Origin of the sequence: Heliomicrobium modesticaldum Ice1, from assembly GCF_000019165.1 — a bacterium.
In the GTDB taxonomy this organism is placed as follows: domain Bacteria; phylum Bacillota; class Desulfitobacteriia; order Heliobacteriales; family Heliobacteriaceae; genus Heliomicrobium; species Heliomicrobium modesticaldum.
Genome location: NC_010337.2, coordinates 619568 through 640826, shown reverse-complemented (window position 1 = coordinate 640826; position 21259 = coordinate 619568). Strand labels below are relative to the sequence as shown.

Here is a 21259-nt window from a genome sequence, read left to right as displayed (position 1 = left end):
ATGTTTGATCCTCCTTAAAATAGATGCAAAAAGCTTTCAGCGCTTAGGTAACGCGATTTTACAAAAGACTCAGTCAGGTATATTGGGTAGATGTGGTTAGCCCATCGGAGATCTGAGCCATAACAAACAGGATTGCGCTCGTTTATGAGGTAAGCGCTTAGCGTATCTACTTGTTCGCTGTCAATGCCGACTTCGGTTTCTTCTTCCGTCACGAGGATTTTCTCGACCTTTAGGACTCCGTCAAATGGGGTTCGGGTCTTTTCCTTATCCCGCAGACGGATGTACCAAACAGCAAACTTGATGTCGCCCAGCATCGGGTTCTCGTACTCTACCACAGGGGTACGGTGGTAAAGAGGCAAATCAGCGATGAATCCTGGATTGGGCTTGCCATTGATATCCTCGCAGACTTCCGGATTGAAATTCTTTGACACACCGATCACCCAATTGTAGTTATTTTTGAATGTCTGGTACCTTCTCTTATCGGCTTTATCTTCCTTGGTTGGTCTGTACTCCAGTGAGCCATCTTTAACCAGATAATTGTTCTGATTGAGCTTACCTTCTCGCACAAGGTCAGCAACTAGTTTCTTCTCACTTTCAATCATTCTGTCCTGGACACAAGCCGTTGCACGATCCTCAAACTTTTTATCATCGTTCTTGGATGTCTTATATGGCAAAATTGCGGCAAACTCTATACCCAATCTCTTCAATTCATCGCACTCACTTAATTTCTTTGCCGTGGCAGGCCAGAAGCCGGGTTTCCCATCTGCATCAGCTACATCCGGCATGGACAAAACAAACTCGCGCTTTAACTGGACCGGAACGACTTTCTTATTAACACGGTGGCAGCATCCGACACCGATCTGTCCTGCGATCACAGGGTAAATGATGCTACGGCCACCGGATTGCACATACGCGATGTCATCCACCTTGAAAACCCTACGAGAACCGTCTAAGAAATAGCTTAGAATCTGGTCGTCGCGCGAGGCGAGCTTCTTGCTGAGTCCTAATAGATTGATATAGGTCCTGTGTTGAGTAGTTTCGGCTCTTCTTTTCCAAATGATCTCACTATCGCCGTAATCGATCGATGGACGGTCAGCGTAGTCAATCGGATACTTATGGGCTTTATAGCTTTTGCCGCCAGTAGCCTCAGCTAGGATATTCATGATCTTATTATGTTTCGGCTTGGAAAAGCTTTCGGCTGTCCTACTCACGGTCCTTTGCCTCCTCTGTTGACAAATTCTCCGCTGCACCGCCGGAACGAATCCATTTGTCAACTTCGGAAATCTTGAACTTCCAAAGTCGCCCGACCTTATGCGCGGGCATATTGCGGTTATTAATCCACTGCAGCACTGTTTCGCGGCTTACACCGAGGTAGTCGGTTATGGTATCCATTGATGACCATTTTTCAATACTCTGGTCTTTGTCCATTAAAAAGCGCCTCCGTAATCGTATTAGCGTACACCATTCAAGAATCCGTAACGTCCGTAGGTTGTATCCTTGGTAAAGGGAATTACATTCGCTTTACTGTAATCCAATTCAGGGATATCATTCTCAATGATAATAATCTCCTGAATCCGTGACAGCGCTAAGTAGTAAATAGTCGAAATTCAGCGCATTTACCCGTATAATAGAGATAAACGAGTTTAATCGGAGTGATTTAAACTCACCGACGGGGTGAATGCATGACCATGAAGAAGTTCATTATCGAGCAATCGAATGAGGAGCTTACACCGGTAACTGGATTGGCGCTCGTGGGCGCCTTGTTAAGAAAGACTTCGTTGAAATTGCGATTGGATAAGTCCACTGTGCCCACTTGTTTGACACCAGATATAAGCCACGGAACTGTTGCTCTGAGCTACCTGGGCCTTCTCTGTCAGGGAAAGAATGACTTCGATGCGATTGAGCTGGCTCGTGGAGATGACTTTTTTCGATACGCCATGGGCGTCGACATCGTACCCTCCAGTCCCACGTTACGACAACGATTTGAAAAGGTTGTTGAGACGGATTTGAAATGGAACGACATCATTATGGAAGAATCTGCTCGTCTCATCAAAAAAGCAAAAGCTCCCCTGACACCTGTTCGGGTCGGCGCTACGGACTATCTGACGGTAGACGTAGATGTGACGCCATTGGATAATTCCGGTTCCAAAAAAGAGGGGGTGACGCGCACCTACAAAGGTCATGATGGCTTTGCGCCCATACTAGCCTACCTCGGTCAGGAAGGCTACTGCATAAACGTTGAGCTGCGTCCGGGCAAAGATCATAGCCAGAAAGGAACGCCCCAGTTCTTAACAAAGAGCATCAATTACGCACGCCAGTGCGGAGCTGAGAAGCTTCTGGTACGCATGGATTCCGGCTTTGACAGCGTCGATAACATACGTGTCCTCCGCGCAGAGAATGTTGACTACATAATCAAACGCAACCTTCGCCAAGAAACTCCCGAAATGTGGAGGGACATCGCCCTTAAAAATGGGCAGGCCCGAATTGTTCGGGAAGGAAAAGTGGAGTATATGGGCAGTGTAATGTGGAAGGTCGGCAATATGGAACAACGTGAACGGGTGGTTTTCCATGTCGTGGAACGAACCATCTTGTCCAATGGGCAGCAATTGCTGCTTCCAGAGTTAGAAGTGGCCACGTACTGGACGTCGTTACCCGTCTCGCCGGAAGAATTGATCCATTTGCAAAGAGATCACGGAACCAGCGAGCAATTCCATAGCGAGTTAAAAACGGACCTTGATTTGGAACGACTGCCTAGTGGAAAATTTAAGGTCAATGATCTGGTCTTTCATTTCGGTGCGCTTGCCTATAACCTGCTTCGCATCGTTGGTCAAATGAGCTTACACCATCCGGATTCTCCCCTAAAGAGAAAGGCCCATACGCAGCGCCGCCGGATACGCACGGTACTTCAAAATGTGATCACCATTGCGTCTCGATTGGTGAGACATGCCAGACAAGTGAAGCTCCGGCTCGGGGCGCATAGTCCCTGGTACGCAACGTTTAAGGATCTCTATCTTGCTTTTTCGTAAACGGCAAGAATTTCCTAAAAAATCAAATTCATTCGATGGGATAGACCTTTGGATGTAAAATGTGTCAAAGGTTAGCTTTGCTATACGCTTTTATGGATCTCGTTTCTTGACGGCACCACCTTCTTTGATAAGGCGACGTGTTCAAATGGCTATCTAAGGAAATTGGATTAAATTCTTGTAATACGAATTACTTTTTGTGGAAAATCATTGGGGTACTGCTAAGTCGACTCACGGATTCAGGATCCTTCCTGAATCCGTGACAGCGCTAAGTAGTAAATAGTCGAAATTCAGCGCATTTACCCGTATAATAGAGATAAACGAGTTTAATCGGAGTGATTTAAACTCACCGACGGGGTGAATGCATGACCATGAAGAAGTTCATTATCGAGCAATCGAATGAGGAGCTTACACCGGTAACTGGATTGGCGCTCGTGGGCGCCTTGTTAAGAAAGACTTCGTTGAAATTGCGATTGGATAAGTCCACTGTGCCCACTTGTTTGACACCAGATATAAGCCACGGAACTGTTGCTCTGAGCTACCTGGGCCTTCTCTGTCAGGGAAAGAATGACTTCGATGCGATTGAGCTGGCTCGTGGAGATGACTTTTTTCGATACGCCATGGGCGTCGACATCGTACCCTCCAGTCCCACGTTACGACAACGATTTGAAAAGGTTGTTGAGACGGATTTGAAATGGAACGACATCATTATGGAAGAATCTGCTCGTCTCATCAAAAAAGCAAAAGCTCCCCTGACACCTGTTCGGGTCGGCGCTACGGACTATCTGACGGTAGACGTAGATGTGACGCCATTGGATAATTCCGGTTCCAAAAAAGAGGGGGTGACGCGCACCTACAAAGGTCATGATGGCTTTGCGCCCATACTAGCCTACCTCGGTCAGGAAGGCTACTGCATAAACGTTGAGCTGCGTCCGGGCAAAGATCATAGCCAGAAAGGAACGCCCCAGTTCTTAACAAAGAGCATCAATTACGCACGCCAGTGCGGAGCTGAGAAGCTTCTGGTACGCATGGATTCCGGCTTTGACAGCGTCGATAACATACGTGTCCTCCGCGCAGAGAATGTTGACTACATAATCAAACGCAACCTTCGCCAAGAAACTCCCGAAATGTGGAGGGACATCGCCCTTAAAAATGGGCAGGCCCGAATTGTTCGGGAAGGAAAAGTGGAGTATATGGGCAGTGTAATGTGGAAGGTCGGCAATATGGAACAACGTGAACGGGTGGTTTTCCATGTCGTGGAACGAACCATCTTGTCCAATGGGCAGCAATTGCTGCTTCCAGAGTTAGAAGTGGCCACGTACTGGACGTCGTTACCCGTCTCGCCGGAAGAATTGATCCATTTGCAAAGAGATCACGGAACCAGCGAGCAATTCCATAGCGAGTTAAAAACGGACCTTGATTTGGAACGACTGCCTAGTGGAAAATTTAAGGTCAATGATCTGGTCTTTCATTTCGGTGCGCTTGCCTATAACCTGCTTCGCATCGTTGGTCAAATGAGCTTACACCATCCGGATTCTCCCCTAAAGAGAAAGGCCCATACGCAGCGCCGCCGGATACGCACGGTACTTCAAAATGTGATCACCATTGCGTCTCGATTGGTGAGACATGCCAGACAAGTGAAGCTCCGGCTCGGGGCGCATAGTCCCTGGTACGCAACGTTTAAGGATCTCTATCTTGCTTTTTCGTAAACGGCAAGAATTTCCTAAAAAATCAAATTCATTCGATGGGATAGACCTTTGGATGTAAAATGTGTCAAAGGTTAGCTTTGCTATACGCTTTTATGGATCTCGTTTCTTGACGGCACCACCTTCTTTGATAAGGCGACGTGTTCAAATGGCTATCTAAGGAAATTGGATTAAATTCTTGTAATACGAATTACTTTTTGTGGAAAATCATTGGGGTACTGCTAAGTCGACTCACGGATTCAGGAATCTGACCGAAGTTTTGGTTGTCCAACAGAACCCACGCATCTTTAATAAAAAAGTCTGCTAATCCCCTGTCTGAGGCGCTGTTGGAGAATTGTCATGAAAACGCGACAATTCCCACGGGAAAATGGATATAATTAGATTAATTTCCATAAAATTTTAAAGGATTCCCGTTACCTTTGTCGAAGTGAGTTGTTACAAAGCAAAACACTGAACAAAGGGGGAATCCTCAGTGCAAAGCGTAGCACAGCCACTCGAAGAAGTCCAGGAAATTTTTTGTAGAACACTTGGTGAAAAAAAGCGGGCCGACTAATTCAACATTTTACGCAGTACGCCTCAAAGGTATACATGAGTGATCGGTTAACCACTAATTTCCACAAGCGCGGTTTGACCAATAACAACTATGCAATGCTAATATCCTTTTGCAAATGATGTAATCAACGCTCGAAAGTTCTCTTTTCGCAAAACATTCGGGTCAATCGCTTCCGCAACAAAGATACCCAATAGAAGATTGTATCCCTTAGGATGAATGCCTTGGTAGAGTCTGTCTAAAAACCCCCTCAAGAGAGGGCAAAAAGCAAGACGTTTTTATATGGAAATTGGTGGAATTTAAAGGGAATTTGACTCTTCGCGTCGAAGGATATAGGTACAAAGACTGTTTATAGCGAGGCGATGTACCTTGTTTCGATTCGATGTGGACCCCCAAGTTAGCTTTTACGACTTTGCAGCCCTCTGGGACCAACTTGTGCCTGCCGATTCCGTCTTTCGCCTGTTTCGTGAATTGGCGCCCCTATTAATACAACCGGAGGATTTTACAGGTCTCTATTGCCTTGACAACGGACGTCCCAGTCATGCGGCCCGGCAGATGACGATGGCCTGCATGTTACAGGAAATGCTGGGCGAAACAGACCGGGGGATGGAAGCACAGACACGTGTGAACATCGAGGTCAAGTTTGCGTTAGGAATGGCCCTCGATGAACCGGGCATTGATCACGCCAATTTTGGCGTCCACCGGCAACGGCTCATCCAAAAGGAACTTGATAAGGTCTATCTCGATCGCTTTATCCGGTTGATGTACTACCTGGGCGTTTTGACAGGGAAAGAACCTTGGATAACGGACACGACCCATGTCATAGCTCCCATCAGTGCCCCCACGACCATCGAACTGATCCGCCAAGCCATGCGCCTGTTGGTGCGTCTTTTGGCGAAGCAATACAGTGTTCCATGGCATGCAATCCCCCATGCCCCTCGGGCGGTACGTTACCTGGAAACAGTGACGGAAGTGAAAGAGCATAACCTGGACGATAAGGCCAAAATGGAACGGCTTGTTGAAGTGGTCAGCGAGGCTGACGAACTGCTGGCCTACGTGGAGTCATCGGAGGCTTCGTGGAAGAAGAAGCCCGATGTCATTCATTACGCCCTTTTGCTTTGCCGTATCCTCCGTGAACGAATCATTCGGAAAGATGATGGAACTCTTGAGATAGCCCCCGGCGGTTCTGTCAAAGATATGATAGTTTCGGCTGTAGACAGCGAAGCCCGTTTCGGTTGTAAGGGCAAGACGAAATGGCGCGGGTATAAGATGGCCATCGTCGAAGTCGGAAATTCCGGATTTATCGCCGCCGCCGAGGCCATGAAAGCCAACGACTATGACGGCTCCAGTCTGGTGCCGTTAGCGGATCAGCTTCCCACCGATTGTGTAGAAAACCCGACGATCATTGGAGATACCCACTATGGTGCGGGCGATGACCGTGTCACCCTCAAGGAAAAAGGCATTGACGTAGTGGCGCCACTTTCACCAAAGACAAAATGTGATATCCTCGCGGGCGAGGGATTTCAAGTTTCCGAAGACCAAACACAACTGATCTGCCCGAGAGGAAAAGTCATCACCACCTATTCGGAAGTGGCAGATGGGAAGAACTTCGTGCTTCGCGCCAAGGACCATGATTGCAAGCACTGCCCTCGTTACACGACCTGTTTTAAAGAAAAGAAACATCGGCGCACGATTTTTATTCACAACGCCTATGGTGTCATGCTCGAGGCGGCAAAGCACTCCCAAACGAAAATCTATAAGGAACAGATGCGTCTTCGCAGCCGCATCGAAGCCAAGCAAAATGAACTGGTCAACCGTTACGGACTGCGCCGGGTTCGCCGTATCGGAAAACGAAATCTGGCTTATGCCGCCCGGCTCAGCGCGTTAGCGGCGAACTTTCAAAAACTCAACCGTCTACGAAATGATAAGAATGCAACCATGGTGTTGGAGGTGAGCGCCTTACGCGGTGTTGCTTTCAAAAAAGCCGCATAAGGTGCAAGGGGGAGATCTGCCCTTTTTGAGGAAAATCCTCAAAAAGGGCTGGTGAGACCGATAAAAAGACTCTAGTTTTTTGCTGTTTGTATTAAAAAATCATGCTTTTGCAAGGGCTGGCTAGGAATTTGCTTATTTTCTAGACGGCCTCTGGTAGATCAGAACATTGCGTAGAATATCATCAGCGATAACGGTAAACACCCGTGCCCAGCGTAGCGGTTTCATCCGGTGAGCATGTTCTGGGAACTGTTCGCGAAGCAGTCCGAGGATCCGTCGGCTTACAATCAGGGTCAGCAATGCTGTCTATCAAGCCCCCTAATTGAATTTGAGCAAAGACCCCCTAGTGGGCTACAATGAGAACACATGGAGGGGTCAAGAATATGAGACGAAATCGATACCCAAAAGAACTGAAGGAACAGTTGATCCAAGAAGCCATGGAAGCGGGAAATGCAACACAAGTGGCCCGCCGACATGGGATCGATCCGAAACGGCTGTATTACTGGATTCGAGAATCGCAGCACAAGGGCTTCCAAGAAGCACCGGCGGACGCAAAACAAATTGCTCCGTATGTGCCGTCCGCACAAGAATTTAAGCGATTGGAATCCGAAAACATAGCACTGAAAAAGCTACTCGGCGAAAAGACATTAGAAATCCAAATATTGCAAGATTTAATAAAAAAGAAGAACCCGAGCTATCGGAAAAATTAGAAGTTGCCGATGAATGGGTAGCTCGGGAGGAAGCCAGCACTGCCTTTATCTTGCGTGTCATCGGCATTCACGAAGCCACCTACTACGCTCGGCGCCAACGTCTACAGAGAGAACCGAAAGAGCGCACAAACAATGGCGGACGGCCGCAACCAGGGTATTCATGGACACAAGACGGAAAGCGAATCAGCGATGAACAAATTAAGGAATACCTGATAGAACTCATCGCTGGCGAAGAAAGCATCTACGGATATCGAAAGCTGGGAATCTGCCTTCATAAACAGCATCAGTTGATCATCAACCATAAAAAAACCTATCGACTATGCAAAGAGTTAGACATCCTATCGCCACAACGCCAGATCAAGGCCAAACATCCGCGCCGGATGGCGCGCAACCGAACCATTACCGCCTCCAACGAACTCTGGGAGATGGACATCAAATACGGCTACATCGCCGGTGAAGATCGCTTCTTCTATCTCATGTCGCTCATCGATGTCTATGATCGCTCTATTGTAGATTACCACATCGGGTTAAATTGTGAAGGTGCTGACGCAGCCAATACGCTGAAACGGGCGTTGTGGAAACGAAACTGCTTTGAAAAAGAAAAGAAGCCAATTGTGCGAACCGACAATGGATCGCAGTTTATCAGCCGTGTGTTTGAGGAAACGTGCGAACAATACCAGGTTGAACACGAACGAATTCCCCCAAAGACGCCGAACAAAAACGCCCATATCGAATCGTTTCATGCAAATCTGGAACGCGAGTGCTACATCAAGCATACCTTTGAATCCTACCAAGACGCCTACCAAGTGGTTGGAGAATACATTGACTTTTATAACCAGAGGCGAATCCACGGCAGCCTCTACAATATGCCCCCTGCGGAGTTTTGTCGACAGCTGGCGGATGGGAACGTACCCGCTTTTATTGTCACACTGTAGCATAGGTGCCGCACTATAGACCAGGCAGGCTAAAGCGCAAAGCCCGACGTCGACCGCCTAATTGACGTTCCCTACAGGCCGACGTCTGTCAAGGGACGCCGAAGGCGTGGCGAAGCCCTTGCCCTTGATAGACGTTGGTCTGTATAGGACCCTGTAAGAGGCGGTGACGGCACCCCCCGAATCAGCGCAATCGTCAATTTTGTGAGACTCTACGAAAAACAGCGAATAAGGGGTTTACGCTCTAGAATTAGGGGGTTGAACCGCTATTTTTTTCCACCTGATAGTGTGTGATCATCTGAACCGGGTTTTCGTTCGCGCATGTTTCTGTTACGTTCGCCACGAGACCAACATGGCCTTGACGGCCTTTTTTCCGATAGGTCACATCGGGGTCGTGGGCCGACTGGATAGAGTCTGCCGCGATGTCCTTGTTGGCTTTGGCGATCCACTGCTTCTTTTCGGCAGGGTATGTGGCCTGCTCTTGAAGAAAGCGTTGGAGCAAAGCAACCGTTTCCTTCTGTAGGCTTTCCGGGTGCGCCTTGGCAATGTCCAATAGCAGGACGCACTGGTTCAGCAGTTCTTGGATGCGTCCAAGCGTCTCTTTGGTCTTGCAGCGATAGAGGAATTGATTCCGGAAGCCAGGTTCGGCAAAAGGTTTCAGTGCTGCTGGCAAATGTGCCGATGTACATTCGCGCACGGCTTTCTCAACGATATCGAAGGCAAGGGAAAGACGACCCGCGAGCTTGATGTTGGTCTGAACCTGCGTCGAATCCATACGCTGTTCTCGGCTTCCTATTCCCGCAATAGCCATGAAATGTTCCGTCAGCTTTCGAAACTGATGAAAGATGAGATCTTCCTGCTCAGGATGTCCAATGGTGTACTCATACAGGCGGCGCCGGAATTCGTAGAGGGTGCGCTCAGCAAGGTACACTTCGCCTAGGTTGCGGATGCCGAGGGCATACATAACCTGAAAGTTGAAGTGGAACTGTTCCAGGATCTCTTCGTCGGTGTAGTCTTTCATATGTTTAATGAACTCAAGGAGTCTGTCTAAAAACCCCCCTCAAGAGAGGGCAAAAAGCAAGACGTTTTTATATGGAAATTGGTGGAATTTAAAGGGAATTTGACTCTTCGCGTCGAAGGATATAGGTACAAAGACTGTTTATAGCGAGGCGATGTACCTTGTTTCGATTCGATGTGGACCCCCAAGTTAGCTTTTACGACTTTGCAGCCCTCTGGGACCAACTTGTGCCTGCCGATTCCGTCTTTCGCCTGTTTCGTGAATTGGCGCCCCTATTAATACAACCGGAGGATTTTACAGGTCTCTATTGCCTTGACAACGGACGTCCCAGTCATGCGGCCCGGCAGATGACGATGGCCTGCATGTTACAGGAAATGCTGGGCGAAACAGACCGGGGGATGGAAGCACAGACACGTGTGAACATCGAGGTCAAGTTTGCGTTAGGAATGGCCCTCGATGAACCGGGCATTGATCACGCCAATTTTGGCGTCCACCGGCAACGGATCATCCAAAAGGAACTTGATAAGGTCTATCTCGATCGCTTTATCCGGTTGATGTACTACCTGGGCGTTTTGACAGGGAAAGAACCTTGGATAACGGACACGACCCATGTCATAGCTCCCATCAGTGCCCCCACGACCATCGAACTGATCCGCCAAGCCATGCGCCTGTTGGTGCGTCTTTTGGCGAAGCAATACAGTGTTCCATGGCATGCAATCCCCCATGCCCCTCGGGCGGTACGTTACCTGGAAACAGTGACGGAAGTGAAAGAGCATAACCTGGACGATAAGGCCAAAATGGAACGGCTTGTTGAAGTGGTCAGCGAGGCTGACGAACTGCTGGCCTACGTGGAGTCATCGGAGGCTTCGTGGAAGAAGAAGCCCGATGTCATTCATTACGCCCTTTTGCTTTGCCGTATCCTCCGTGAACGAATCATTCGGAAAGATGATGGAACTCTTGAGATAGCCCCCGGCGGTTCTGTCAAAGATATGATAGTTTCGGCTGTAGACAGCGAAGCCCGTTTCGGTTGTAAGGGCAAGACGAAATGGCGCGGGTATAAGATGGCCATCGTCGAAGTCGGAAATTCCGGATTTATCGCCGCCGCCGAGGCCATGAAAGCCAACGACTATGACGGCTCCAGTCTGGTGCCGTTAGCGGATCAGCTTCCCACCGATTGTGTAGAAAACCCGACGATCATTGGAGATACCCACTATGGTGCGGGCGATGACCGTGTCACCCTCAAGGAAAAAGGCATTGACGTAGTGGCGCCACTTTCACCAAAGACAAAATGTGATATCCTCGCGGGCGAGGGATTTCAAGTTTCCGAAGACCAAACACAACTGATCTGCCCGAGAGGAAAAGTCATCACCACCTATTCGGAAGTGGCAGATGGGAAGAACTTCGTGCTTCGCGCCAAGGACCATGATTGCAAGCACTGCCCTCGTTACACGACCTGTTTTAAAGAAAAGAAACATCGGCGCACGATTTTTATTCACAACGCCTATGGTGTCATGCTCGAGGCGGCAAAGCACTCCCAAACGAAAATCTATAAGGAACAGATGCGTCTTCGCAGCCGCATCGAAGCCAAGCAAAATGAACTGGTCAACCGTTACGGACTGCGCCGGGTTCGCCGTATCGGAAAACGAAATCTGGCTTATGCCGCCCGGCTCAGCGCGTTAGCGGCGAACTTTCAAAAACTCAACCGTCTACGAAATGATAAGAATGCAACCATGGTGTTGGAGGTGAGCGCCTTACGCGGTGTTGCTTTCAAAAAAGCCGCATAAGGTGCAAGGGGGAGATCTGCCCTTTTTGAGGAAAATCCTCAAAAAGGGCTGGTGAGACCGATAAAAAGACTCTGGTTTTTTGCTGTTTGTATTAAAAAATCATGCTTTTGCAAGGGCTGGCTAGGAATTTGCTTATTTTCTAGACGGCCTCTTAGGTATTCCTTAATTTGTTCATCGCTGATTCGCTTTCCGTCTTGTGTCCATGAATACCCTGGTTGCGGCCGTCCGCCATTGTATGCGCGCTCTTTCGGTTCTCTCTGTAGACGTTGGCGCCGAGCGTAGTAGGTGGCTTCGTGAATGCCGATGACACGCAAGATAAAGGCAGTGCTGGCTTCCTCCCGAGCTACCCATTCATCGGCAACTTCTAATTTTTCCGATAGCTCGGGTTCTTCTTTTTTATTAAATCTTGCAATATTTGGATTTCTAATGTCTTTTCGCCGAGTAGCTTTTTCAGTGCTATGTTTTCGGATTCCAATCGCTTAAATTCTTGTGCGGACGGCACATACGGAGCAATTTGTTTTGCGTCCGCCGGTGCTTCTTGGAAGCCCTTGTGCTGTGATTCTCGAATCCAGTAATACAGCCGTTTCGGATCGATCCCATGTCGGCGGGCCACTTGTGTTGCATTTCCCACTTCCATGGCTTCTTGGATCAGCTGTTCCTTCAGTTCTTTTGGGTATCGATTTCGTCTCATATTCTTGACCCCTCCATGTGTTCTCATTGTAGCCCACTAGGGGGTCTTTGCTCAAATTCAATTAGGGGGCTTGATAGATAGTTGTTATTGGTCAAACCGCGCTTGTGGAAATTAGTGGTTAACCGATCACTCATGTATCGCCCTTAAATCGGTTAACCGTAAGAGGTCGCCCATTTGCTTGGTGCTATTTCGATTGCGTAGGTTCTGGTATTTATTTAGTAAGGTAGATTCAAGTAATGACGATACATGGACCGATTATTAATGTCCTACTGGTTAAATAATCTAAGAAATGAAATATAGTGCAGGAGTACGTAAGAATTTGTCGAAAAGCTTATTAAAACCAGAAAAAAGGGGGATACTCTGTTGGGAACTGTTGTCTCTATGATCAACATGAAGGGCGGAGTAGGAAAAACTAATTTAGCGTTTCAATTAGCTTGGTTTTCCGCTTACAAAAGAAACTTCAAAGTTCTGGTAGTGGACCTTGACCCGCAGTCAAATTCTAGCCACTGTTTAATGGGAGCAAAAACCTATATGGAGTTTATTGAAAATGGTGGTATTACAGTTTATGATATCTTCGAGCAGTATTCTACGCCTAACGCTAAAGTATTGAAAAAACATGAAGCTATTTACAAATTACATGCTTGGAATGATGGAAGCTTAATACACTTAATCCCATCTAGGCTAGAACTGTATTGGACATTAAAAAACCCAACAGGTAAAGATCATCTCTTAAAAAAGTACTTGGATGCATTGAAAAATGATTACGACTTGATTATTATTGATTGCGCACCAACAGAATCCATATTAACTACTTCTGCTTACCATGCAACAGATTTCATACTAATTCCTGTTAAACCTGAATTCTTAGCAGCTATTGGATTGCCCCTTTTAGTAAAATCGTTATTATATTATAATACCTCTTATGGACAACAACACTTTGAAATAGCAGGAATTGTTTTTAATGATGCTGATGCATCGCAATCTAAACCAGAACATAATCTTTCAAGAAAACAAGTGACTACTCTTGCTGAAGAACACGGTTGGCATGTTTTTGAGAACGAAGTAAGACATTCTGATTCATACCCGAAAAGTTGCAGAGAAACTACTCCAATATTTCACACTAAACATAGCAGGGAATATGTAATAGACGAATTTATTAACTTTGGAAATGAATTTTTGGAGAGAATAGGAATATGAGTTCTTTTCAGCTTTTGTTAGAGGTCATGCTAATAAGGGAAAAGTACACTGATGACGAAATACAAGATGTAATCCAAGTAATAAAGGGCTTTAATAAGCCAAGCCCTTTATTGGATTTAATGCATTCATTACAAGAATCGAATACTGCTCTTTCATTACAGAGTCAAAATAAGAAAGCTCAGAAAAAGAAGCTATATAATCCTTCATCAGTAGTTGAATCTTTACGAGTCTCCGAACCTGAGAAACATGTTCTTTTACTAGGCATAGAAAAAGACTTGTTTGAAAAAAGATTACTTCCCGAGATACAATTATTAAAAAAATACTGCCAGACATTAGGAATTAAAGTTTTAAGTAGGACATCACGAGAATCAATGGTTAAAGAAATAGTAAATTTGTTTGTTAATTTGTCCTTGTCAGACATAGAGAAAGCCATAAAGTTAGCTCAAAAAATTGAGACAGAGCAGATTTCTGAAAGTGATTACCTGAAGTTAGCAAACTATATTATCAAATCCGACGGATTGAAATAACTTTTTTTGTATGGGTGGTTAGTGACCACCCTACTTCTTTTCTCCTCTTGTATATTTAATCAATATTTAAATCTGAGCGCACAACTATTTTTTTAATATAACTCAACTTTCGCAGTTGCGAATCTGTTGTTACCTGTGATAGGTTGAAATTTTTGACAAAAATAAACCTGAATCCGTGACAGCGCTAAGAAGTAAATAGTCGAAATTCAGCGCATTTCCCCGTATAATAGAGATAAACGAGTTTAATCGGAGTGATTTAAACTCACCGACGGGGTGAATGCATGACCATGAAGAAGTTCATTATCGAGCAATCGAATGAGGGCTTACACCGGTAACAGGATTGGCGCTCGTGGGCGCCTTGTTAAGAAAGACTTCATTGAAATTGCGATTGGATAAGTGTAGCGGCTCACCCTCATTGACGTGTTACAGCTAAGGTATAACGTCCAGAAATAGACGATGTTAATTGTCCGAAACTTGACGGCTTCACTGTCAAGGCAACACATACCGGATCGATGCTGCGATCCCGCCGTCACCGCCTTTCGGAGGGTCTCATACAGACCGTCGCCTGTCAAGGGCAAGGGCTGCGCCCCGCCTTCGGCGTCCCTTGACAGACGCCAGTCTGTATGGAGGACGATCCATTAGGCGGTTGACGTCGGGGTGTGCGATTCGGGCCACGTTCGCGAGAACACCAGGGCAGGAAAAAAGGGAGAATCAGTTCAATTCTCCCTGGACCACCAGCTTTACCATATGATCATCAATGATGCGGCGGCCGTTTTGTGCGCCATAGAGCAGGCAATGGGTGCAGACCTTGTTGATCAGGCGGGCGGCGCCGCTGGAGAAGCGATAAATCTCATAGATCGCCCCATCGGAAAAGATATCGTGGACGGCGCCGGCATAAGCAAGGTGCCGTTTTACATACTCCCCGACTTGCGCCCGATCGTAGTGCATCAACCGGCACTGGAGATCGATCCGTTGCCGGATTGCCGCATAGGCCTGGAGCTGCAGCTTTTCTTCCAACTCGCTCTGCCCGACGAGAATCAACGCCATGGGGCTCTGGGCGTCCATCTTGAAGTTCAGGAGAAAGCGGACTTCTTCGAGCATCTCCCGGTCCAGCAGGTGGGCTTCGTCGACAATCACCACGATCTGCAAGCGGTGGATCCCCCGCATCAGTTCCACTTCCCGGTGAAGTTGCCGTTTGGCGTCACCGCGATAGAACTTCGATTCCGCCCCCAACTGTTCGAGCAAGCCCTTGTAGAAATGGCGGGGCGTCAGTTTGGAATCGGCCAGGTACATGACGTGAAAGCGCGCCGAATCGAGCATGTCCTTGAATCGGCGAATGGTGGTGGTCTTGCCGGTGCCGCAGTCGCCTGTCACGACGGCGAACAGTTGGCGGCTGGCTGCATACTCGAGTCGTCCCAAGGTCTCTTCCAGCATGATCGAAGAGTACAGTTGCTCCGTCGGAATGTCCCGCGCAAAGGGCGTTTGGGTGAAGCCATAAAAGGATTCAAACACCGTTGTTCCCTTCCTTTCTCACCGTTCGGTAGGAAACAACCGGGGCCTGTCGCGCTTTTCGTTGTTCCTTTTGTTGGGTTGCCGCGGCGAGCAACCGCGATGAATCGGCGCTCTGCGGACTGAGGCGCTCCGGCAGTTTCGGTCTTGGGCCAGTGCGCTCGCCGATGACGAGTTGCCGCGCTTTCCACGGCGCATGGTCGGCGTATTCGATGGTCAATTCGGCGATATCGGCCGGATCGTAGATGACATCGACCGTGCAACCGATGAAGGAAAGTCCCACCTCATACTTTCTTCCCTCGAAACTAATGCAGCCGGACTTGTCCACCTTGCGTGATTCACAGTGAAGAAAGGCGTTGGCGACCACATCGGGGTCCAAGAATTTGACCGCCTTTTTATCGCTGCGATAGGCCGTGTCCGGGCTGACGTTCCCCGCCAATGCCGAATGGGGCTTGTTCTGGTAACATTCGTCCAGCCAAACCCAAAAGAGCTGATTGAGCCTGTCCAATGTGTGGGGCTTCTCCAAGGCGGCTTCCTGCAAAAAGGCGTCCACCGTTCGGTTGAAGCGCTCCACCTTGCCGGTGGACTCCGGCGAATAGGGCTTGGCAAACAGCAAGCGGATGCCCATTTTGGCGCAGGCGCGATGCATCCATTTGGTGCGGTACTGTTTCCCATTGTCAAAGAACACCGCTTCCGGCGCCCCATACTTGAGGATGGCTTGGCGGAAACAATCCTCCACGATCACCTGGTCCAAGGTCGGATAGAACTGCCCATGCAGAACGAAACGGGTGGCGTCATCGAAGAAGGTGACCAAGTAGACTTGTTTCTTCGCCCCGTCGGGGCCGATCGGCAGGTAGGGGCCGTATTTGATGTCCGAATGCCAAAGCTGGTTGCGGTGCTTTTGCTGGAACCGCCGCGCCGCCACACCGGTGTTGGCGTACATCTGCATGTGCCGGGTGCTGTAGCCGCGCTCGGCCAGTTTCTCCTGCAGGGTGCTTCGCTTGAGCTTGCCCGGCTCTGCCTTGCCTTCCCATTCAAGGATCTGGATGATCTGCGCGATGCTGCGCCGGGGAACCTCTCGCCGCAACAAAATGGCTTCTTCCAATAGGGCATGGGGGATCGCTTCTTCGGAGCGCGACCGCCCCTTTCCCTTCGGTTTGAGTCCCGAGAAGCCCTTTTCTCTGTACTGGGACAGGTATCGGCGCAGGGTGCGCTCCGAGATCCCTGCCTGTTCACAGATTTGCTGTTTCATGAGGCGGGCTCGGGCCGCATCCAATCCCTCCGCCAGCAGCGGAGAGAGCAACTGCACCCGCTGCGAAGCGATATCCTCGGCTTTCCTCGCGTCTTTCATGTTGAACCTCCCCTGGTCTTGTCGATTCAACATGAGTGTACCGCTGGTCTGTCAGGACAGGAATGCAAAACAGGTATGTCTCCAAAGATTTGAATTCGCCACCGGCCGGACAACCCTGGCCAGCCAACCGCAGGCGTCGCCCACATACCGCCAGATCCGTTGGAGCGCGGACTCGGGAAGGCCGGATCGTTCTTCCGCAGAAGCATGTCCAAACCGCTTCGCAATGGACAGCAGGCATCCCAAAAAGTGATTGACCATCTCCAGAAACCATCCTCGCCACCGGACAAGGGTGGATTCGTCTGCCGGTACGGTCAACGCCGCACCTCCGGTAATCACCGTTTCGATGCTCTTGCTACTGTATCGTTTGTACGGAACCAGGATGTCTGGAAGCTCATGATGAATCCGCTTGCATACAGCGCATCGACACCGCCGGATAATCAAGGTGATGCGTTCTCCCGTGTCTTGATAGCACTTCCTTCGACGGCTTCCGATCCCGTTCAGTGCTCCATTACAACAGGGACAGGGAATCTGCTCCGCGCTCCTTACAAAAAACACCCGTTTCGGGGTGTTCAACTAACGTAAAATCTGCTACAATTATCATGCTTTTTGTGGTGGACGCCCTTGGTGCTACTTGCCGGTAGTACCCAAACAGGGGCGTCTTTTCCTTTCTATTTGATTGGTTACGGTCATTATATCCAGCAACTCTCGGTCAGGCAATCCCAGCAGCTTTTGGGCATTTTAGGCCAGCGTAAACAATTAGAGACAAACATGCCCCGCCACGGGGCGCTCAAGATGGCATGTTACAAAATCTTTTCAGACATATCCTGAAGCCAGTAATTCAGAAGATTTGAAACAGTGTGCTTTAGATTACCTTGGAATGGATTCGTCTCCTTCATCGTTATGGGCAGCACAGGGCACCGACTTTAACGGCTCACCGTCCCCATGCTGGAAATCGCAGTGACAGGAGGTCACAGACAAGCTGAGAATAAGGCTCGCCGCATTCCCCCGGAAATCGGGATAGGACAATCGGTCGCGTCAATGCATCGATTTCCACAAACGGAGCCCCAGCCCGTTGGGCCGCTGCAACTTTTCAAAGGCCAACAGCGCGTCACCGTTGCGGAAGCGGTAGTCCAGTTCCCCGTAGTAGACAGTGGCGTCTCCGCCGCGCGGCACATAGGCGACGGGGCGGGAGTGGTGGTTTTGCTCCACGATCTCCACATCCGTTCTCGAGACCGCCTGGTGAACGATGGTGGAGGCGAAACAGATGCCGCCGCCTTGTTCTTGGACGAAGCGGTTATCGATCAGCGACATGCCTGTGATAAAGCCGCGCTCGGCTGATCGGGGTCCGACGACCTCATTGAAGGAGAAGGTTTCATTGGCTTTCAGCACATAGCCGTCCAGATAATCCAAGGCCGTCGAAGCGTTGCGTCCCCCGTTGTAGCTCACGTAAGTGAGCGGGATAACGATCTCGGCGGCGATGACCCAGGAGGGGACAGCGACGGTGGCGTCTTCTCCCTCCAGGATCGCCGAGGTGATCCTGTCCAGTCCGCCGTCGCGGAGTCGAAGGTCTTTCGGCAAGGCATCAGCGAAAAGGACAGCCGTTTGCCTTGCCGTTTCTAGATCCAGGGTGGGGAGGTAGGACCATTTGCCTGGCTCCAGGTAATCGGCGCCTTGACCGGGTACGAAGGTGAAGCGCTCTTTCCCGATGAGGAAGGTGATCGTGCCGGCCTTCGGCGTCTTCACCGCTGGCTGCGGCTGCCACTGCGGTTGCGCCTGCGCTGTCGAATCTGCCGGTGCGCAGGCCTCTGTTCCGGTCAAGGTGGCAGACTGAAGTCCCTGCAGGGTGAGGGCGCCGGCTACCATGGCTGCACAGAGGGCTGCCCGGCGCGCGATCAGGTTCAAGGCACATCGACCTCCGTCAAAAAAGGCCTTGCGAAGAGGCAAGACCTTTTGGAAAATATTAGGGAGAAAACCCTACGGTAATCTCTATGCACAGATGCTTCGCTTTAGACGCGGCGACTTTACACATTTTTTCACTTGTCTCTACAGGAAAGACGTTGCTGAAAGTCGAATGACTGTCTTTACTGAGAAGTTACATCGCTGCGAGCTGTTGAACGTTTTTTCTGTGAAAAATCCTGAATATAGGTGGTTTTTACTTTGGACAGCAAAGGCATAAGCGCCACGCCGGCGACCTTGCAGAGATCCGCCGCGCCCTTCGTGGCCGGCATTGACGCCGGATCGACGGCAGTCAAATTGGTTCTCTACGACGAAAATCGCTTTGGCTTTTGGCAGCGTCCCTCCGGTTGGAGCCCCGGCGAGACGGCCCGGGAACTGCTCCGAGAGGCATTGGCCGAGTGGGAAAGAACAAAAGAGGAATTGGCCTATATCTGCGGCACCGGCTACGGGCGGGTCAATCTGCCTTTTCTCGATTCGGCGGTGACAGAGATCGCCTGTCATGCCCGGGGAGCGGTGCACCTCCGCCCCGACGTGCAGCTGGTCATCGACATCGGCGGTCAGGATGCCAAAGGGATTCTCGTCAGCTCTACCGGCCGTGTCATTGATTTTGTCATGAATGACAAATGCGCCGCCGGAACGGGGCGCTTTTTGGCCGTCATGGCCCATGCCCTGGGGATGGAGGTAGCCGAAATGGGCGCTTGCCAACCGGAGAGCGTGACTGTCCAGCCCCAGCCGATCAACGCTATGTGCACCGTCTTCGCCGAATCGGAGGTGATCGGGCTGCTCAACCAGGGCATAGACCGGCGCGCGATCATCGCCGGGCTGCACCAGTCGGTGGCCCGCAGGGTATCTGCCATGGTGGCCCGCCTCGGCGCAACGGGACCGGTCCTCTTTACGGGCGGCGTGGCCCGCAATGCCGCTGTCCGCGCAGCCCTGGAAAAGGAGTTGGGTTGCCCCGTGGGAGTGGCGGAACAGTCGCCCTTCGCTGGCGCCATCGGCGCTGCCTTGATCGCCCGGGAAAAGGCGGCAGGCCGAACACCATCGGAAAGCAGCTGAAGTCAGCGGAAAGTTTTTTTTTATATACGCATGAACGCCGCAAAAGAAGGAGAGATGGAAATGTCCATTATCGCCGAAGAACGTCCCTATGCCATGGCCTTTTTCGACGTCGCCATCCCGAAGGCGGCCGGTTCTATCATGGCGGAAAAAGAAAAAGGGAAAAAAGTGATGGGACACTACTGTGTTTTTGCGCCTCAGGAGTTGGCCATCGCGGCCGGTGCCGTGCCGGTGGCCCTCTGCGCTACCAAGGAGGAACCCATCGCTGAAGGTGAAAAGGTGTTGCCGCGAAACTTCTGCCCCCTGATCAAGTCTTCCTACGGTTTCGCCATCACCGACAAGTGCCCCTTTTTCCTCCACTCGGATCTGGTCATGGGCGAGACGACCTGTGACGGCAAGAAGAAGATGTTCGAACTGATGGGCAAATTCAAGCCCATGCATGTGATGAGCCTCCCGGCAGGGAGCCAGAGCGAGGCCGACCGCAGCTACTGGATGGCTGAGATGGAGCGGGCCAAAGGCGCCCTGGAGGAATTCTTCCAGACGACCATCACCGATGAGGCCCTGGCGGATGCCATCAAAGAACTGAACGCCGAGCGCCGGCTCATGCAGCGTCTCGCCGGTTACCTCAAGCACGACCCGGTTCCGCTCTCCGGCCAAGACATGCTGAAGGTGCTCTGGTCGAGAAACTTCTGCTTCGATCGGGCCGCCTTTGCCGAGCAGGTGGAGGAACTGATGGCCGAACTGGATGAGCGGATCGCCCGAGGCGTCGGCGCCGCCGCCAAAGGGGCCAAGCGCATCATCGTCACCGGCGTCCCTACCGGCGTGGGCACCGAGAAGGTCATCCGCATCATCGAAGAATCAGGGGCTGCTGTCGTCTTCCTGGAAAACTGCGCCGGCATGAAACAGTTTCTCGTCACCGTCGATGAGATGAAGCCGCCGATGGAAGCGATCGGTGACAAGTACCTGGCCACCCCCTGTTCCTGCATGAGCCCCAATACAGACCGCCTCGAATTGCTCCTTCGCCTCGTCGACGAGTACAAGGCCGATGGCGTCGTGGACATCACCTGGCAGGGTTGCCACACTTACAACGTGGAGGCCCGAATCGTCCGTGACTACCTGCGGGAGCATCGGGAGATCCCTGTCCTGCACATCGAGACGGATTACTCGGAAGGCGACAGCCAGCAGATCCGCACGCGGGTACAGGCCTATCTGGAGATGCTCGGCGGGGTGTAACGGCGCCGAGAGGATAGCAAAACCGCAATT

18 protein-coding genes are annotated in these 21259 nt (G+C 50.2%); 10 read left to right on the top strand and 8 right to left on the bottom strand.

What is annotated here, in order from left to right; all coding sequences use genetic code 11:
- Positions 1-14: 14 nt before the first annotated feature.
- Together HM1_RS02915 and HM1_RS02910 are read right to left on the bottom strand one after the other, a co-directional pair.
- Positions 15-1211 carry a hypothetical protein gene (locus tag HM1_RS02915; RefSeq protein WP_012281781.1) on the bottom strand — a complete coding sequence of 399 codons (1197 nt, stop codon included), beginning with the start codon at positions 1209-1211 and terminating at the stop codon, positions 15-17.
- Positions 1204-1428 carry an excisionase family DNA-binding protein gene (locus HM1_RS02910; protein WP_041313187.1) on the bottom strand — a complete coding sequence of 75 codons (225 nt, stop codon included), beginning with the start codon at positions 1426-1428 and terminating at the stop codon, positions 1204-1206. The genes HM1_RS02915 and HM1_RS02910 overlap by 8 nt, the downstream gene beginning before the upstream one ends.
- Positions 1429-1682: 254 nt before the next feature.
- On the opposite strand from HM1_RS02910, the gene HM1_RS02905 reads away from it, so the two are divergent.
- From HM1_RS02905 to HM1_RS02885, 5 genes are all read left to right on the top strand, one after another.
- Positions 1683-3026 (top strand): IS1380-like element ISHmo1 family transposase, encoded by a 1344-nt coding sequence (locus HM1_RS02905; protein WP_012281191.1) that lies wholly within the window; start codon positions 1683-1685, stop codon positions 3024-3026.
- 362 nt (positions 3027-3388) lie between these two features.
- Complete coding sequence (locus tag HM1_RS02900; protein WP_012281191.1) at positions 3389-4732, top strand: IS1380-like element ISHmo1 family transposase; 1344 nt, start codon at positions 3389-3391, stop codon at positions 4730-4732.
- 916 nt (positions 4733-5648) lie between these two features.
- Positions 5649-7271, top strand: a complete 1623-nt coding sequence (locus tag HM1_RS02895; protein WP_012281187.1) for an IS1182-like element ISHmo2 family transposase — start codon at positions 5649-5651, stop codon at positions 7269-7271.
- A gap of 380 nt (positions 7272-7651) precedes the next feature.
- Positions 7652-7978: a transposase gene (locus HM1_RS02890; protein ID WP_012281778.1), complete on the top strand. Its 327-nt coding sequence runs from the start codon at positions 7652-7654 to the stop codon at positions 7976-7978.
- A gap of 50 nt (positions 7979-8028) precedes the next feature.
- Positions 8029-8913, top strand: a complete 885-nt coding sequence (locus HM1_RS02885; RefSeq protein ID WP_012281777.1) for an IS3 family transposase — start codon at positions 8029-8031, stop codon at positions 8911-8913.
- 247 nt (positions 8914-9160) lie between these two features.
- On the opposite strand, the gene HM1_RS02880 is transcribed toward HM1_RS02885, so the two are convergent.
- On the bottom strand, positions 9161-9931 hold the full coding sequence (locus HM1_RS02880; protein ID WP_012281776.1) for a hypothetical protein: 771 nt from the start codon (positions 9929-9931) through the stop codon (positions 9161-9163).
- A 158-nt stretch (positions 9932-10089) separates the two neighbouring features.
- Between HM1_RS02880 and HM1_RS02875 the strand changes: the two genes are divergently transcribed.
- Positions 10090-11712: an IS1182-like element ISHmo2 family transposase gene (locus HM1_RS02875; protein ID WP_012281775.1), complete on the top strand. Its 1623-nt coding sequence runs from the start codon at positions 10090-10092 to the stop codon at positions 11710-11712.
- Positions 11713-12076: 364 nt separating this feature from the next.
- Here the strand turns inward: HM1_RS02875 and HM1_RS02870 are convergent, their stop codons facing one another.
- Entirely contained in the window at positions 12077-12403 is a 327-nt protein-coding gene (locus tag HM1_RS02870; protein ID WP_012281773.1) for a transposase, read from the bottom strand.
- A gap of 363 nt (positions 12404-12766) precedes the next feature.
- Here HM1_RS02870 and HM1_RS15005 point away from each other — a divergent pair, with 363 nt between their 5' ends.
- Together HM1_RS15005 and HM1_RS02865 are read left to right on the top strand one after the other, a co-directional pair.
- Complete coding sequence (locus tag HM1_RS15005) at positions 12767-13600, top strand: ParA family protein (protein ID WP_202943745.1); 834 nt, start codon at positions 12767-12769, stop codon at positions 13598-13600.
- On the top strand, positions 13597-14127 hold the full coding sequence (locus HM1_RS02865; protein ID WP_041313184.1) for a hypothetical protein: 531 nt from the start codon (positions 13597-13599) through the stop codon (positions 14125-14127). Before HM1_RS15005 ends, HM1_RS02865 begins: the two co-directional genes overlap by 4 nt.
- 711 nt (positions 14128-14838) lie before the next feature.
- Here the strand turns inward: HM1_RS02865 and HM1_RS02860 are convergent.
- From HM1_RS02860 to HM1_RS14360, 4 genes are all read right to left on the bottom strand, one after another.
- The gene (locus HM1_RS02860) at positions 14839-15639 is read right to left on the bottom strand and encodes an ExeA family protein (RefSeq protein WP_012281770.1); all 801 of its coding nucleotides are present in this window, start codon (positions 15637-15639) and stop codon (positions 14839-14841) included.
- Entirely contained in the window at positions 15632-16987 is a 1356-nt protein-coding gene (locus HM1_RS02855) for a DDE-type integrase/transposase/recombinase (protein ID WP_012281769.1), read from the bottom strand. Before HM1_RS02855 ends, HM1_RS02860 begins: the two co-directional genes overlap by 8 nt.
- Positions 16988-17038: 51 nt before the next feature.
- Complete coding sequence (locus HM1_RS16345; RefSeq protein ID WP_041314444.1) at positions 17039-17542, bottom strand: DUF6431 domain-containing protein; 504 nt, start codon at positions 17540-17542, stop codon at positions 17039-17041.
- A gap of 480 nt (positions 17543-18022) precedes the next feature.
- Positions 18023-18889 (bottom strand): VanW family protein, encoded by an 867-nt coding sequence (locus HM1_RS14360; RefSeq protein ID WP_012281767.1) that lies wholly within the window; start codon positions 18887-18889, stop codon positions 18023-18025.
- A gap of 255 nt (positions 18890-19144) precedes the next feature.
- Here HM1_RS14360 and HM1_RS02840 point away from each other — a divergent pair, with 255 nt between their 5' ends.
- Together HM1_RS02840 and HM1_RS02835 are read left to right on the top strand one after the other, a co-directional pair.
- Positions 19145-19999, top strand: a complete 855-nt coding sequence (locus tag HM1_RS02840; RefSeq protein WP_012281766.1) for an acyl-CoA dehydratase activase — start codon at positions 19145-19147, stop codon at positions 19997-19999.
- Between the two features lie 60 nt (positions 20000-20059).
- Positions 20060-21229, top strand: coding sequence for a double-cubane-cluster-containing anaerobic reductase (locus HM1_RS02835; RefSeq protein WP_236995036.1), 1170 nt, complete (start codon positions 20060-20062; stop codon positions 21227-21229).
- Positions 21230-21259 lie beyond the last annotated feature (30 nt).

What these genes read in the sequence shown, in the direction of transcription:
- HM1_RS02905 (WP_012281191.1), top strand. Translation starts at nt 1,683, where the DNA reads ATGACCATGAAGAAGTTCATTATCGAGCAATCGAATGAGGAGCTTACA.
- HM1_RS02900 (WP_012281191.1), top strand. Translation starts at nt 3,389, where the DNA reads ATGACCATGAAGAAGTTCATTATCGAGCAATCGAATGAGGAGCTTACA.
- HM1_RS02865 (WP_041313184.1), top strand. Translation starts at nt 13,597, where the DNA reads ATGAGTTCTTTTCAGCTTTTGTTAGAGGTCATGCTAATAAGGGAAAAG.
- HM1_RS02855 (WP_012281769.1), bottom strand. Translation starts at nt 16,987, where the DNA reads ATGAAAGACGCGAGGAAAGCCGAGGATATCGCTTCGCAGCGGGTGCAG.
- HM1_RS02880 (WP_012281776.1), bottom strand. Translation starts at nt 9,931, where the DNA reads ATGAAAGACTACACCGACGAAGAGATCCTGGAACAGTTCCACTTCAAC.
- HM1_RS02890 (WP_012281778.1), top strand. Translation starts at nt 7,652, where the DNA reads ATGAGACGAAATCGATACCCAAAAGAACTGAAGGAACAGTTGATCCAA.
- HM1_RS02835 (WP_236995036.1), top strand. Translation starts at nt 20,060, where the DNA reads ATGTCCATTATCGCCGAAGAACGTCCCTATGCCATGGCCTTTTTCGAC.
- HM1_RS02910 (WP_041313187.1), bottom strand. Translation starts at nt 1,428, where the DNA reads ATGGACAAAGACCAGAGTATTGAAAAATGGTCATCAATGGATACCATA.
- HM1_RS02870 (WP_012281773.1), bottom strand. Translation starts at nt 12,403, where the DNA reads ATGAGACGAAATCGATACCCAAAAGAACTGAAGGAACAGCTGATCCAA.